The organism is Curtobacterium sp. SP.BCp (assembly GCF_051903255.1).
In the GTDB taxonomy this organism is placed as follows: domain Bacteria; phylum Actinomycetota; class Actinomycetes; order Actinomycetales; family Microbacteriaceae; genus Curtobacterium.
The window spans coordinates 2,782,632-2,796,493 of sequence record NZ_CP194338.1; the positions used below are offsets into that span (position 1 = coordinate 2,782,632).

The 13,862-nt window shown below is 73.6% G+C and carries 16 protein-coding genes; 14 read left to right on the forward strand and 2 right to left on the reverse strand.

Annotated features, from left to right (window positions below):
* Complete coding sequence (locus ACRQ4C_RS13170) at nt 1–528, forward strand: hypothetical protein (protein WP_439688938.1); 528 nt, start codon at nt 1–3, stop codon at nt 526–528.
* A gap of 34 nt (nt 529–562) precedes the next feature.
* Here the strand turns inward: ACRQ4C_RS13170 and ACRQ4C_RS13175 are convergent, their stop codons facing one another.
* Nucleotides 563–1,450 carry an SDR family oxidoreductase gene (locus ACRQ4C_RS13175; protein WP_290131041.1) on the reverse strand — a complete coding sequence of 296 codons (888 nt, stop codon included), beginning with the start codon at nt 1,448–1,450 and terminating at the stop codon, nt 563–565.
* Between the two features lie 165 nt (nt 1,451–1,615).
* On the opposite strand from ACRQ4C_RS13175, the gene ACRQ4C_RS13180 reads away from it, so the two are divergent.
* The 3 genes from ACRQ4C_RS13180 to ACRQ4C_RS13190 all read left to right on the forward strand — a co-directional run bounded on the left by ACRQ4C_RS13180 (nt 1,616) and on the right by ACRQ4C_RS13190 (nt 5,101).
* Entirely contained in the window at nt 1,616–3,106 is a 1,491-nt protein-coding gene (locus ACRQ4C_RS13180) for a cryptochrome/photolyase family protein (RefSeq protein WP_439688939.1), read from the forward strand.
* Nucleotides 3,107–3,224: 118 nt separating this feature from the next.
* Entirely contained in the window at nt 3,225–4,559 is a 1,335-nt protein-coding gene (locus ACRQ4C_RS13185; protein ID WP_439688940.1) for a GNAT family N-acetyltransferase, read from the forward strand.
* Nucleotides 4,560–4,690: 131 nt separating this feature from the next.
* The gene (locus tag ACRQ4C_RS13190; protein ID WP_439688941.1) at nt 4,691–5,101 is read left to right on the forward strand and encodes a DUF2087 domain-containing protein; all 411 of its coding nucleotides are present in this window, start codon (nt 4,691–4,693) and stop codon (nt 5,099–5,101) included.
* Here the strand turns inward: ACRQ4C_RS13190 and ACRQ4C_RS13195 are convergent.
* Nucleotides 5,083–5,433: a hypothetical protein gene (locus ACRQ4C_RS13195; protein ID WP_290131037.1), complete on the reverse strand. Its 351-nt coding sequence runs from the start codon at nt 5,431–5,433 to the stop codon at nt 5,083–5,085. The two genes, ACRQ4C_RS13190 and ACRQ4C_RS13195, sit on opposite strands and share 19 nt — an antisense overlap.
* Before the next feature lie 242 nt (nt 5,434–5,675).
* Here ACRQ4C_RS13195 and ACRQ4C_RS13200 point away from each other — a divergent pair, with 242 nt between their 5' ends.
* The 10 genes from ACRQ4C_RS13200 to ACRQ4C_RS13245 all read left to right on the forward strand — a co-directional run bounded on the left by ACRQ4C_RS13200 (nt 5,676) and on the right by ACRQ4C_RS13245 (nt 13,861).
* Nucleotides 5,676–6,656, forward strand: a complete 981-nt coding sequence (locus ACRQ4C_RS13200; protein ID WP_439688942.1) for a squalene cyclase — start codon at nt 5,676–5,678, stop codon at nt 6,654–6,656.
* 248 nt (nt 6,657–6,904) lie between these two features.
* Nucleotides 6,905–7,489 (forward strand): DUF1349 domain-containing protein, encoded by a 585-nt coding sequence (locus ACRQ4C_RS13205; RefSeq protein WP_439688943.1) that lies wholly within the window; start codon nt 6,905–6,907, stop codon nt 7,487–7,489.
* A gap of 54 nt (nt 7,490–7,543) precedes the next feature.
* Nucleotides 7,544–8,389, forward strand: a complete 846-nt coding sequence (locus tag ACRQ4C_RS13210; protein ID WP_439688944.1) for a phosphotransferase — start codon at nt 7,544–7,546, stop codon at nt 8,387–8,389.
* Between the two features lie 38 nt (nt 8,390–8,427).
* Nucleotides 8,428–9,099, forward strand: a complete 672-nt coding sequence (locus ACRQ4C_RS13215) for a hypothetical protein (protein WP_439688945.1) — start codon at nt 8,428–8,430, stop codon at nt 9,097–9,099.
* Between the two features lie 10 nt (nt 9,100–9,109).
* The gene (locus ACRQ4C_RS13220; protein ID WP_439688946.1) at nt 9,110–9,640 is read left to right on the forward strand and encodes a hypothetical protein; all 531 of its coding nucleotides are present in this window, start codon (nt 9,110–9,112) and stop codon (nt 9,638–9,640) included.
* Between the two features lie 118 nt (nt 9,641–9,758).
* Nucleotides 9,759–10,496: a DUF4129 domain-containing protein gene (locus ACRQ4C_RS13225; protein WP_439688947.1), complete on the forward strand. Its 738-nt coding sequence runs from the start codon at nt 9,759–9,761 to the stop codon at nt 10,494–10,496.
* Nucleotides 10,493–10,972 carry a hypothetical protein gene (locus tag ACRQ4C_RS13230; protein ID WP_290131024.1) on the forward strand — a complete coding sequence of 160 codons (480 nt, stop codon included), beginning with the start codon at nt 10,493–10,495 and terminating at the stop codon, nt 10,970–10,972. Before ACRQ4C_RS13225 ends, ACRQ4C_RS13230 begins: the two co-directional genes overlap by 4 nt.
* Complete coding sequence (locus tag ACRQ4C_RS13235; RefSeq protein ID WP_439688948.1) at nt 10,969–12,012, forward strand: AAA family ATPase; 1,044 nt, start codon at nt 10,969–10,971, stop codon at nt 12,010–12,012. The genes ACRQ4C_RS13230 and ACRQ4C_RS13235 overlap by 4 nt, the downstream gene beginning before the upstream one ends.
* Nucleotides 12,009–13,328, forward strand: coding sequence for a DUF58 domain-containing protein (locus ACRQ4C_RS13240; protein WP_439688949.1), 1,320 nt, complete (start codon nt 12,009–12,011; stop codon nt 13,326–13,328). The genes ACRQ4C_RS13235 and ACRQ4C_RS13240 overlap by 4 nt, the downstream gene beginning before the upstream one ends.
* Nucleotides 13,325–13,861, forward strand: a complete 537-nt coding sequence (locus ACRQ4C_RS13245) for a hypothetical protein (RefSeq protein ID WP_439688951.1) — start codon at nt 13,325–13,327, stop codon at nt 13,859–13,861. The genes ACRQ4C_RS13240 and ACRQ4C_RS13245 overlap by 4 nt, the downstream gene beginning before the upstream one ends.
* The last annotated feature ends 1 nt before the right edge of the window (nt 13,862 follow it).

Below are 13,862 nucleotides of genomic sequence, written 5' to 3' on the forward strand. Positions count from 1 at the left end.
GTGACGGACGGTGTTGCTCGGGCGAAGGCGCTCCTCGGCGACGCCGCACTGACGCTCGACGCAGCCGACGCCCGCGACGAAGCGCTCGGCGAGTACGTCGAGCCGAAGGCTCTCCTCGGCATCCGGCGCGACCCGACGATCCGTTCGCTCGGGCGCGTGTGGCGGGTCGGCGCGCTGCTGCTCGGCTCCTCCCCCGAGACGGCCGGCCGGGTGTGGGCGACCGGTCGCATCACGCGCGTCACCGAGCCCGGTCGCTCACAGTTCGTGTCGGTGTCGGCCGAGGTGCGTCGGGCCTACCGGGCGGCTGCGCAGAAGGGGCACTTCGCCCCGGGTGACACCGTGAACCACAGCGCGACGCCGATCCCGCTCGACGAGACGTTGGTCGGGTCGGACGGCGTGCTCACCGTCGAGGGTGACGAGCCTTTCGTCCGGTGGTCCCCCACGGCGGGCGACGCGGTGCCGCTCGCGGGGTACCTCGCCGACCGGGTCGCGCTGCTCGTCGACCCGCCGAAGGGCGCGACCGACTGAGGCGCCGGGTGCCGCGGCGGAGACGCCGTGGTCGCTACAGGGAGAACCCACCGTCGGACGTGAGGACCTGCCCCACCACCCAGCTCCCCGACGACGTCGCCAACCAGCCGATGAGCTCGGCGGGGTCCTGCGGCGTCCCGACCCGGCCGAACGGCGTGCTCGCGAGGTACTCCTGCAGCCCGTCGAGCGACCGGTCGGTGGTCTCCGGGTCCATGTAACCCGTGTTCACCGGCCCCGGATTGACCGTGTTGAGCACGATGCCGAGCTCGAGCAGCTCCTTCGCCACGGTGGCGGTCACCCCGGCGAGCGCGGCCTTGCTCGCGGCGTACGCGACCTCACCGATCATCGCCCCGTGGATCTGGCCGGAGGTCATCCAGAACACGTGACCCTGCGCCTCGGTGTAGGGACCCGACCCGGTGATCCGGTCCCCCGGTCGCCGCGGCTCGTCCGTCCGCGGTGCTCGCCGTCGGGCGAACTCGGCGGTGAGCAGGAGCGTCGCGCGGGTGTTGACCTCCCAGAACGCGCTGAGCCGCTCGGGGGTCATGTCGAGGATGCTGCCGTCGTCGCCGCTCTTGGCGTGGTTGCAGACGAGCACGTCGAGGCGGCCGGTGAGCGCCGTCGCGGTGTCGATGAGCCCGGGGATCGTCGACGGGTCGGACAGGTCGCCGGGGACGTCCGTGAACCGGGCTCCCTCGGTCAGGTGGGCGCGGAGCCCGTCACGGACGGAGTCGAGGTCGTCACCACCCCACGGGAGGTCGAGGTCGTGCGGCCGGTGGTGGTGGACGACGATGCTGGCGCCGAGGTCGGCGAGCTTCGACGCGACGGCGAACCCGATGCCCCGACGCCGCGAGACGCCGGTGACGAGGGCCGTCTTGCCGGCCAGGGGTAGGGACCGGTGCAGGGGCAGTGCGGAGGAGGGCATGGTGAACCTTTCGACGGCGCCGAGCGGCGCACGGGTGGGAGTCGAAGAACGGTTCAGCGGCACTGCATGTCCGTCACCCTACACAGACCGGGCCACCCGCGGAACCGCCGTGGAGTCGGGGGACGCACCGGGCCACCGGTCGCACGCTCGCGTACCGTCCGCGGCATGACCGACCAGCGCCGCCGCCTGATCCTGCCGGGCCAGTACGGCCCGGACTTCGACGACGGCGGTCCGCTCCTCGTGGTCGAGGCGCGGGAGTTCCTCACCGCGAGGCCGATGCACCGTGCCAAGGCGCACCTGTGGTTGAGCGCCCTCCGGCACCTCGTGCACGATCTCCACGAGCGCGGCGAGGGCGACCGGGTCGATCACGTGCAGGTCGACGCGCTGAAGGACGCGCTCGTCGGCCGGGACGACCTCGAGGTCGTGGACCCGCCGTCCCGCACGCTCCGGGCGCAGGTGCGGCACTGGGGCAAGGGCACCGAGGTGCTGCCGAGCCGCGGGTTCGTCACCGACGAGGACGAGTTCGCCGAGTGGGCCGCGCAGGGCACCGGCCGCTTCCGGATGGAGGCGTTCTACGAGCGGGTCCGCAAGCGCGAGGGCTGGTTGATGCGCTCGGACAAGCCGATCGGCGGGAAGTTCAGCCTCGACGACCAGAACCGCGAGTCCCCGCCGAAGGGTGCGACGACGCTCGGGCTCCCGGACCCGTGGTGGCCCGAGGAGGACGACGTCGACGCCGAGGTCCGGCGTGACCTCGACCGATGGGAGCGGGACGGTACCGCACGGTTCGTCGGCGCCGACGACCGACGCCGGTTCGCGGTCACCCCGGCGGAGGCGCAGCACGCCCTCCACGACTTCGTCCGCACCCGGCTGAACGACTTCGGCCCGTTCGAGGACGCCACGCTCACGAACGACTGGACCATGGCGCACTCGCTGCTCAGCGTGCCGATGAACCTCGGCGTCCTCGACCCGCGCGACGCGATCGAGGCCGCCCTCGTGGCGCACCGCGACGACGACGCACCCCTCGCGAGCGTCGAGGGCTTCGTCCGGCAGATCGCCGGGTGGCGCGACTACGTCTGGCACCTGTACTGGTGGTTCGGCGACGACTACGGCGCGTCCGAGAACGCCCTCGACGCCCACGAGCGACTTCCCCGCTGGTGGAAGGAGCTCGACGCGTCGGAGATCGACGCGGCTTGTCTGTACACCGCGATCGACGGCCTGCACGAGCACGGCTGGCTGCACCACATCCAGCGACTCATGGTGCTCGGCAACTTCGCCCTGCAGCGTGGCTACGACCCGGTGCACCTGACCGAGTGGTTCACCGACGTCTTCGTGGACGGGACCGACTGGGTCATGCCCGCGAACATCATCGGGATGTCGCAGCACGCGGACGGCGGGATGGTCGCCACGAAGCCGTACGCCTCCGGCGGGCGCTACATCGACCGGATGTCGGACCACTGCGGCGGCTGCCGGTACGACCCGACGAAGCGGGTCGGCGAGGACGCCTGCCCGTTCACCGCTGGCTACTGGGCGTTCCTCGCACGGACGGAGCCCGCGCTGCGGAACAACAACCGCATGGCGCGTCCCCTGCAGCAGATGCGGAAGCTGTCGGACCTCGACGAGGTGATCGCCCAGGAGGCGCGGCGCGGCACGCCCTGACGACGCACGTCCGGAGGGTGGGCCGTCGCGGCGGGGCCGACCCGTGCCTCCCGTCCGGTGTCCGCGGCGCTGAGCGGGCGCTGCCGCGCCCGCGCAGGCTCCCGATAGTGTCGGGGTCGTGAGCAACGACGCATTCGACGAACGGTACGAGCTGCGCACCATCGCGCCGGCGCTGGACGAGCAGGGGGCTCCCACCGCGGAGACCACCGCGTGGATGCGCGCGGTCAACCTGGGCTTCCACGAGACCGATGCGACGCCCGAGCACGCAGCGCGCGCCGTCGGCGAGTTCGCCGCGGACGACCAGACGTGGCTCGGTGCGTACGTCCGACACCCGCTGCCCGGCTCCGTCGACGAGACCTGGCCCGCCGGCACCTTCGCCTGGTTCCGCAAGGCGCTGAGCTGGGGCGACGGCTCGTCGATCGACACGCAGGCGATCAGCGCCGTTACCGTCCGGCCCACCGAGCGGCGACGTGGCATCCTCCGCGCGATGATGACCCGTGCGCTCGAGCAGGGCGTCGCCGAGGGGTACGCGATGGCGTCGCTCACCGCCTCCGAGGGCACGATCTACCGGCGGTTCGGGTTCGGCAGCGCCATCCGGGAGCGCGCTGTCCGCGTCCGTCGTGCCCGCGCGCTGCCGCTGCTCGCGCCGACCTCGGGCATGGTCACGGTCGTCACACCCGAGTGGCTCGAGGCCGGCCCCGCCCGCGAGGTCTTCGCCCGGTTCGATGCCTGTACGCCGGGGTCGATGGTGCGGAACACGGGGACGTGGCCCGTCGCGCTCGGGCTCCGCGGGTACGACGGCGAGCCCGCGAAGGACGTGCGGGCCGCCGTGCACAGGCCGTCTGGTGTGGACGAGGTCGACGGCTACGTGACCTGGCGGGTCAAGGAAGGCCACGGTCGCGACGACGACACCGTCCTCGAGATCGTCGACCTGGTCTACGCCACCGACGACGCGTACCTGTCGCTCTGGGAGTTCCTCCTCTCCATCGACCTCAACGACGTCGTGCGGTACTCCCGCTCGCGGCTGGACGACCCGATCGTCGCGGCGCTCGGTGACAACCGGGCGTACGACGTCGAGCACGAGGAGGACCACGTCTGGCTGCGCGTCCTCGACGTCGCCCGCGTCCTGGAGTCGCGGCCGTACGCCGTGGACGGGTCGCTGACGCTGGCAGTCTCCGACGCGATGGGGTTCGCTGCCGGGACGTACCGGCTCGACGTGGTCGACGGGCGCGGATCCGTCACGCGGATCGCACACACTCCCGACGGGGACGCCGACGGCGCTGCCGACGTGCGTCTCGACGTCGCCGACCTCGGTGCGGTGCTCATCGGGTCGGTGTCGCCCACGACGCTCGCGGCCGCCGGGCTCATCCAGGCAGACGACCCGACCGCGGTCACCCGGCTGCGCGCGATGCTGCTGCCGGAGCGGACGCCGCACGGGATCACGTACTTCTGATGGGTGCGGGGGCGTCGTCTGGTGCGGGCGCGTCGTCGCGTGCGGGCGCGTCGTCGGGGGCAGACGCCTCGTCGGGGGCGGGGCCGTCCGACGTCGCGCGCGCGGTGGCACGTGCTCGGCAGGCCGTCGCAGTGCTCGCCAGCCCGACGCTCCGGGCCGCGCTGGTCGGCGACGGCGAGCTCGACGACCGGACCCGCGCGGCCGTCGACGCGTTCGACTGGGTGGACGAGCACGGTCCGGACCGCGCACTGCTCGGGTCGACCGCGCGGACACTGCAGCTGCTGCAGGCGCCCGCGGCGGCCCTCGAGTTCGACCGGATCGCGCGGATGCCGCACGCCGAGGCCGAGCGCGTCCCGCTGTCCCTCCGCATCGTCGGGATCGTGGGCGATCGTCTGGGTCGTACGCGGCCCCTGACCGAGCCGGTGCTCAATGCTGCCATCGCGATGTTCGCGGAGGACGTCGCGGTCGTCCGGCGGGACGCGGTGGACCAGGGGCTGCTCGAGCGGACCGAGGACGGGGCGTCCTACCGGTTCGTCGGCTGAAGCACAACGCGGTCGAGGCTCGTCACCGGGACGACCACCGGCCACGGTTCTCCGTCGAGGAGCACGGACCGGAGGCCGAGCGGCAGGTCGGGGGCGTCGTCCTCGGTGACGATCGAGCCCTCGAGTCCGATCAGGTGCCCGGAGCCGCGGCTGTAGCGCACGCGGTCCCCGATGACCGGCAAGATGACGGTGTCGGACACGGACTCGAAGTCGTCCTCGTGGACGAGCGCGAGTGCGAGTGCGAGCTCGCGGCGGTCGAACACAGTGGGATCATCGAGCGCGTCGGGCTCGTCGACTTCGTCGACGGCGTTCAGCGGGATGGCGAGCAACACGGCGCACACCCTTCCGCCTCGTCGCGGGGATGGTGCTTCGCGTGGTGGTCCATCGGGTTGCCTTCGGGTCGGCTCCTCGCGGCCTCGGATCGGGCCGTGCGGGGACCGTACGTCCGTACAGGTCCCTACCGCGAGGGATGCTCGACGACTTTGCGGGAACCTGCACCGGTGTGGCCTCGCGGCGTCGCGCGATCGCGGTGGTGTGTGGTGCGATGCGCTGGAAGCGCGGTAGCCTCCGCGCCATGGACGACGTCGTCGACTGGCTGCTCGACTCCGATCCCGCGATCCGCTGGCAGGTGGAGCGGGACCTCGTCGGTGCGCCGGTCGAGGTCTGGCAGGCCACCCGCGCCCACGTCGCGACCGAGGGATTCGGCGCCGCGCTGCTCGCCCACCAGGACCCCGACGGACAGTGGGGCGGCGGCGCCTACTTCCCCGCCGACTTCGACCCCGACGGTCCGGAGGCATCGGCGCCCGGGCAGCCGTACACGGCGACCACGTGGGCGCTCAAGGACCTGCGCGAGTGGGGACTCGACGCCGCGGTCCTCGGAGACACCGCCGCACGCCTCGACGCGAACAGCCGGTGGGAGTACGACGACCTGCCGTACTGGGGCGGCGAGGTCGACTGCTGCATCAGCGCGTTCACCCTCGCGAACGGCGCGTGGCTCGGGGCGGACGTCGACGGGATCGCGCAGTGGCTCCTGGACCACCAGATGGACGACGGCGGGTGGAACTGCTCCTGGGTCGACGGGTCCACCGTGTCGTCGTTCCACTCGACCCTCAACGTGATCGACGGCCTCCTGCAGCACGAGGTCCTGACCGACGGACGGCACCCGCTCGCCCAGGACCTGCGCGCAGCCCGGCACCGTGGTGCCGAGTACCTGCTCGACCGCCGGTTGCTCCACCGGAGGTCCGACGGGGCGCTCGTCGGATCCTGGGCGACCGACTTCGCGTACCCGTTCCGCTGGAAGTACAGCGTCCTCCGCGCGACCGACCACCTCCGGGCGGCGGCACTCCGGGACGGCACAGCACCCGACCCGCGCGCGGCCGAAGCGATCGAGGTCGTCCGCGCTGCCCGCGGTTCGGACGGACGATGGGTGCAGGGCGACCGACCACCGGGTCGGCAGTGGTTCGAGGTCGACGAGCCGGAGGGTGAGCCGTCGCGCTGGCTCACCCTCGTCGGGGCACGGGTGCTGCGGTGGTGGGACACGTCCGCGACCGCGTAGGCATCGTCCAGCTCGGCGACGCGATTGCTTGCTCCTGCCGCAGGGTCATGTGGTCTGCTCGAACGCGAGTCACACGCGCGGCCCAGGTCATCAGTCGCATGCCCTACGACTTCACCCCGGCCCGTCTCCGGTCCATGGAGATCGCTCAGCAGCTCGCCGCACAGCACCCCGGAATCTGAACGGGAACACGGCGCACACGGGCGGTGCGCTCGGCACCGTGCGTGATCGCCGACCGGTACGGTCGACAGATGGACGGCCTCGGATGGAACGCCGGGACGTGGACGAACGTGCCCGTCGCAGTGGCGGTCTCGGGCGATGGCATGCGCGTCACCGCCGCGGAGGGGAGCGACGCCTGGCGGCTGACCTCGTACGGTTTCGTGCACGACACCGAACACGCACTCCTCGCGCCGTTCCCGAACGGCACCGCGATGGAGGTCGAGTTCCGCTCGGACCTCGCCGAACAGTTCGACCAGGCGGGGATCTTCGTCTCGGTCGACGCGGAGACCTGGATCAAGGCCGGCGTCGAGCGGAGCGACGGAGCGGACAGCCTCGGCGCGGTCGTCACACGCGTGTCCTCCGACTGGTCCTCGGCTCCCGTTCCCGATTGGCACGGCCGGCTCGTCACGGTCCGCGCAAGTCGGTCCGGTGATGCCCTCACGGTCCGAGCTCGCGTGGACAGCGAACCGTGGCAGCTCGTCCGTGTCGCGCCGCTGGACGAGGACGCAGTGGTGGCCGCCGGGCCGATGTGCTGCGCACCGTCGCGTCCGGGCTTCGCGGTGCAGTTCACGGCCTGGCGGACGGGACCGGCTGACGGCAGCTTGCACGCGGACTGACACTGCCCTCGTCTGCCTCGCTCGCGCGGATGCAGGCGCGACGTAGGGTGAGGTGTGCACTGGGGGGCGAGCGGGCTGCGGGACGAGCAGGTCGCCCTCCTGCAGTCGGTGCTCGACGATCCGGTCCTCGTGGCCGATGACTCGTGGGGACTGCTGGACACGCGAGTGCTCCACGTCCGTGACGCCGCCGGCGACTACGTCGTCAAGGCCTCGGGCCCGGACAACGCGCACTTCCCCCGGGAGCTCGCGGCCCACCGCGACGGCTGGACGAGCGTCCTCGGCGCCCGGACCTCCCGCCTCGTCGCCGCGGACGAGGACGCACGCGTGCTGGTCCTCGATCGACTCCCGGGTCGGCTCGCGCTCGGGTCGCCCCACGAGGACGACCCCGACGTCCACCGGCAGGCCGGCACCGTCCTGCGACGGTTCCACCAGCAGTCCGCCCGGGAGGATCCGCAGTACCTCCACCGCGAGCGGGACAAGGTGCTCCGGCTGCTCGACCACCCGCACCGCATCGATGCGGACACGGCCGAGCGGGTCCGAGCGCTGTTCGAGACGTGGGTGCCGCACCCGGTGACGGTCGTCCCGACGCACGGCGACTGGCACCCGCGGAACTGGCTGGTCGACCGGGGCCGCCTCCTCGCCATCGACTACGGTCGCTTCGCGCTCCGCCCGGCCGCCACGGACTGCACCAGGCTCGCCGTCCTGTACTGGGAGCGACGCCCCGAGCTCGAGCGGGCGTTCCTCGACGGGTACGGGGAGGATCCCCGCGACCCCGAGGACTGGCGCTGGCTGCAGCTCCGGGAGGCCGTCGGCACCGCGGTGTGGGCGTACGCGGTGCACGACGAGGCGTTCGAAGCGCAGGGCCACCGGATGCTGCGCGACGCGCTCACCGCGTTCTGACCTGCCCGCACCCGATCGCACCGGAGCAGGATGGGCAGATGGCGTTCATCTCGGACCGGTGGGTCGAGCGTCTGCGTGACGGCACCGCAGCTCCGTCGTGGCCGGTCCACGCAGTCGCCCTTGTCCTGGTGCTCAGCGCCCCGGCCCTCGTCGTCGCCGAGCTCCGGTCCCCGGCCTTCGTCGCGGAGATGGCCCGCAGCAGTCGGGTCGGGAGCGTCGTCCTGGTCGAGGCGTTCGTGGTCGTCGTCGGCTTCGCCATATCGATCGGCACGTGGTGGAGCGGCCGACGCGATCGTCGGGTCCTCGCCCGGATCCGTGCGAGCAGCCACCGACCGGCGTTCTTCCTCCCGGTGCTGACGAAGGGCATCCGCGCCAGCGAGGACCTCCCCCGCCCGCGTCCGGAGGTCTGGACCTTCGACACGGCGGGACTGCATGGGTGGACGCCCGAACGGGACGGTCCGGTGCTCGACGTGCCCTGGTCGCGCATCCACCGGGTCGGGCTCGCGACGAAGGACTCCCGCGGCACCCGGGTCGACTACGCCCTGTGGTTCGGCCTCGACGGCGGCGACCCGCTCGTCCTCGCACCGCGGACCGCCCTCGGACGTCCGTTCGGGGCCGGGCCGGGCGGCCTCGAGACCCTCCTCCCCGTGGTGCGGGCGCTGCGGCGGGAGCTGGACCACCGGCCACGATCCCGCAGCACGGCTCGCTAGGGTGACGACCGTGACGACGGACGGGCCGAGCACCACGACCGCGCACGACGCCCGAGGCGGTGCGACCCGTCGGACACTCCTGTCGGTCCTGCCGCTGACGACCGCGTGGGCCGGTGCCGCGGCCGTCGTCGCCGTCCCCGTCGTCTGGACGATCGTGGGCGCGGTCGTTGAACAGTCCCCCGAAGGGCTGACCTTCATCGTCCTCCTCATCCCCGTGATGCTCTTCGCGGCCATCGGCGCCCTCCTCTACGGGTTCGCGGCAGGGGCCCTCGCTGCGCTGCCCGACTGGTTCCTGCGTCGGCGGTCGCCGAGCGCCGTCGGTGCCGTCAGCTCGGTCGTCATCCTGACGGCGATCGTCTCGGCGACGTTCGGGTGCCTCGCGCTGTGCTCCGGGGTGTCCGCGGCTCTGCCGGTGTCAGGGTGGGGATGGCTGGCGCTCGTGGCGGCCGCGACGGCGGCCGCCACGAGCGCGGTCGTCGCGCGCCACCGTCGGCGGGAGCGGCGCGCTGCGGTGACCAGCCTGGCGGCGCGACCCGCCTGACGGACGCCGGTCGCGCCTCCAGGCCGTCGCCGGACGGCCGTCGGTCCGGTCCGGCTGCTCCCGACGCGACTCGCCTGACGGACGCCGCTCCCGCGGCCGCGCGGGGTAGCGTGAGGTCATGGGGAACGACGACGGTCCGCAGCGCAGCGGCTCCCCGTTCGTCCCCGTCGCCGCGTTCGCCCTCGGGGCGCTGGTCGTCGTCGCCGCCGGACTCGGAGCGCGTCCCGTCCTGACCGGTGCGCGCTGGTCCCCGACGGTCGCCCCCGCCCGCCCACCAGCCGTCGTGTCGACCGCGTCGCCGCCACCCGCGACGGACGAGCCGCAGCCGCCCGGCGCCCGCGCGGCCCAGCACGTCGACACGACCTGGGTCCTCGTCGTCCTCGCGGTCGTCGCGGTCGCGCTGCTGGTGCTCGTGGTCGTGCACCTGCTGCGGAAGCGTCGTCGTCGTGGACGTCCGGAGGAGATCGGGGTCGCCGGCCTCACGGTCGCGGTGGCGGCCGAACCGTCCGCCGAGGTCGGTCGACAGCACCTCCGCCGCGGGATCGGCCGTGCGCTCGAGGTGCTGTCCACACCACGCGACCCGTCCGACGCCGTCACCGCTGCGTGGCTCGGTCTGCAGGAGTCCGCCGAGGACGCCGGGTTCCGTCGGGGCGCAGCGGAGACGCCGACCGAGTTCACGACGCGGATCCTCCGACGACTCGACGTCGACGAGACCGCCCTCGCGACCCTGCGTCGCTGCTACCTCGCGGTGCGGTTCGGCGGGAGTCCGGCGAGCGACGCCGACGTCGCCGCCGTCCGCGCCGCACTGCGCACGCTCGACGCACAGTGGGCCGACGCCCCGACGGGCCGATCGTGAACCGCCGCCGCACCACCGGGGTGCTCGTGCTCGCCGTCGTCGCGGCCGCGATCACCTGGTTCTTCGGTGTCGGCGTCCTGCAGTCGCTCGCCGTCGGCGGCGCCGTCGCCGCGGTGGGTCTGACGTGGAGCGCGGTCCGCGAGGACGTCCCGCTGACCTGGCCCGTGCCTCCCGTCCGCTCCGAACCCGGCGCACGACGCGAGCTCGCCGAGACGGCGTGGGCGCTGCGTGCCCGCGGCGGTGTGCCCGAGCGGACGCTCGCCCGCGCCCGCGCGGTGGCCCGGCACCGCCTGCGGACGCTGCACCGACTCGACCTGGACGACCCCGCCGACCGGACGGCCATCGAGGCGGTCCTGCCGCCGGGCGTGGTCGCCGTCCTGGTGCGCGAGCGGCGGACCGAGATCGACCTCACCACCTTCGCGAGCGTCCTCACCGCGCTCGAGACCCTGGAACCCACGACCGAGAGGCACCCGTGACCGACACCCCGCCGCAGAGCGCACAGCCGCTGCCCATCGCCGACGTCGCCGCGCGCTCCCGCGACGTCCTCGACACGGTCGGCGCGGTCGTCGTCGGGATGCGGGAGTCCCTCGAGCTGGCGTTCGCGAGCATCCTCGCGGGCGGTCACGTGCTGTTCGAGGACGTCCCCGGGCTCGGCAAGACGCTCGCCGCGCGGAGCCTCGCTGCCGCCTGCGGCCTCGACTTCCGCCGGCTCCAGTGCACGCCCGACCTGCTGCCCGCCGACATCACCGGGTCGTTCGTCTACGCCCCGGCGACCACCGAGTTCGTCTTCCGACCGGGGCCGGTGTTCACCGGGATGTTCCTCGCCGACGAGATCAACCGCACGTCACCGAAGACCCAGTCGGCGCTCCTCGAGGCGATGGCCGAGGGCCAGGTCACGGTCGAGGGCGAGGGCTTCCCGCTCCCCCGGCCGTTCCACGTCGTCGCGACGTCGAACCCGATCGAGTACGAGGGCACCTACGCCCTGCCGGAGGCGCAGCTCGACCGCTTCATGGTCCGCCTCTCCGTCGGCTACCCCACCCGCGAGGGCGAGCAACAGGTCCTCCTCAACCGGATCGGGCGACGGCAGGAGGTCGCGACGGTCCCGGCGGTGGTCGACGCGGCCGACATGCTCCGCATGCAGGCGACGGTCGAGAGCGTGCACGTCGACGAGGACATCGCGCTCTACTGCGTCGACCTCGCGGCCGCGACACGGACCCACCGCGACGTGCAGGTCGGGTCGTCGCCGCGCGGGGCGCAGGCGCTCATGCTCGTCGGCCGTGCGCGGGCGGTCATGGACGGGCGCGACTTCGTCACACCGGAGGACGTCAAGACCGCCGCGGTCGCGGTGCTCGCGCACCGGATCTCGTTGACGCCGCAGGCGTGGGCGAACGGGGTGGACCCGGCGGTGATCGTCCGGGGCATCGTGGCGCAGGTGCCGGGGCCGCCGGTGGTCGGGGCGGCGGGCGTCCCCGGCGGTACCGGCGGGTCCGGTGCTGCCGGCCTGGAGGCACGGTGAGCGTTCCGGACGGACCGTCGGCCAGCCCCGTGGCCGCGTCCACGCCGCTCTGGGTACGGAACCCCGCACTCGTCTTCGGGCTCGCCGCCGGTGTGTTCCTCGCCGGGCTCGGCCTCGTCACCGGACGTCCCGAGCTCGTGGTGGTGGCGTTGCCGGCGCTCGTGACCGCAGCGTTCGGCGCCCGTCGTCACCACGCGGCCCCGGCCCGTACGACGATCGAGCTCGCACCCTCCGACTCCGGTCGGGGCGTCGAGTACCGGGCGGAGGTCGCCCTGCCTGCCACCGCCGAGGCCGTCGCCGTCGAGTTCCGCGTCGCCGGCGACCGTCGGCACGTCGTCGTGGTCGGACCTCGCCGTGCGGTGCACCTCACCGGCACCGTCCCGGTCACGCACTCCGGACCCCAGGAGGTCCTGCGGACACACCTGTCGCTCCTCGGCCGGGGCGGCACCGCGGTCTCGGTGCCCGACGCCGGTCCGGTGCGGTCCGCGGTCGTCCCGCCCCCGCACCTCCGGATGCAGCACCTCCCGATGCCGAAGAGGGTGACGGGCATCACGGGAGCGCACGACTCCACCCGTCCCGGCGACGGCGGCGAGTTCCGCGACGTCGCCCTCTTCGCCCCGGGCGACCGGCTCCGGCGCATCGACTGGCGACGCACCGCACGGCGGGCCGAGCGCCCGGGTGACCTCTACGTGCGCCGGACCTTCGCGACGGCGGACGCCCTCGTCGTCCTCGTGCTCGACGGCCGGGACGACCTCGGCGCGGACGTCACGGAGTGGAGCGGCGCCCGGCACGGCAGCCGTGACGCGACCTCGCTCGACCTCGCGCGCGAAGCCGCCGTGTCCCTCGCCACCGCGTACGTCGGGGCCGGTGACCGGGTCGGCTTCCGCGACCTCGCCGGCACCGCGCGGTCGGTCGAACCCGGCGGCGGCACCCGGCACCTCGAGCGGCTCCGCTCGACGATCGCCGCGGTGACCCCGACCGGTGACGCGACGGCGACGGCGCGGATGCCTCTCGTCCCGGCGGCGTCGCTCGTCGTGGTCCTGTCGACGTTCCTCGACGACCAGGCGGCGACGATGGCGATGACGTGGGCCGCCACGGGGCACCGCGTCGTGGCCGTCGACGTGCTCCCGACGCCCGACGACCGGCGGGCGAGCCGTCACGAGCGCGCGGCGTCCCGGCTCCTCACGCTCGAACGTGCCGACCGGTTCACGGAGATGACCGCCACCGGCGTCGAACTGATCCGCTGGCGCACCGACGACGGCGACTCCCCCGCCGTGCAGCTCCGCCTGCTCAGCCGCGCTCGGCGGGCCGGATGACGGCCCCCTCACGAGCGGAGCGGGCAGGCGCCCCGTCGATCGGTCCGGCGGTGCCCGCGTGGTCGATCGGCGCGCTCGGCCTGGTGGCGGGTGTCGTCGGGTCGGTCGTCGTGGTCGGCGCGAGCGGCTGGCTCGTCGTCGCGATCGTCCTCGCGGTGGCCGCCGCGGTCGTGCCCCGCGGCCCGTTCGCGGCGCTCCTCACGGTGCAGCTCGCCCTCGCCGGGATCGACGGGACGGAGCTCCCGGTGCTCCTCCTCACGACGCACCTCCTGCTCGCCACGAGCCTGCTGTGGGCGTGGACGCCGCTGACCGCCCGGGTGCAGCTCCGGGCACTCGTGCCGTCGGCGCTGCGGTTCGTCGCCCTGCAGGTCGGCGCCCAGGCGGTCGCGTTCGTGGTCGTGGCGCTCCTCGGCGGGGCCGGCCCGGTCGGTGGCGTGTGGCTGGCGGTGGCCGGGACGATCGCGCTCCTGGCGCTCGCCCTCGGCCTGTTCGTGCCGGTGCTGGTGCGCGCCGGCGACGACCCCGAGGGTTGAC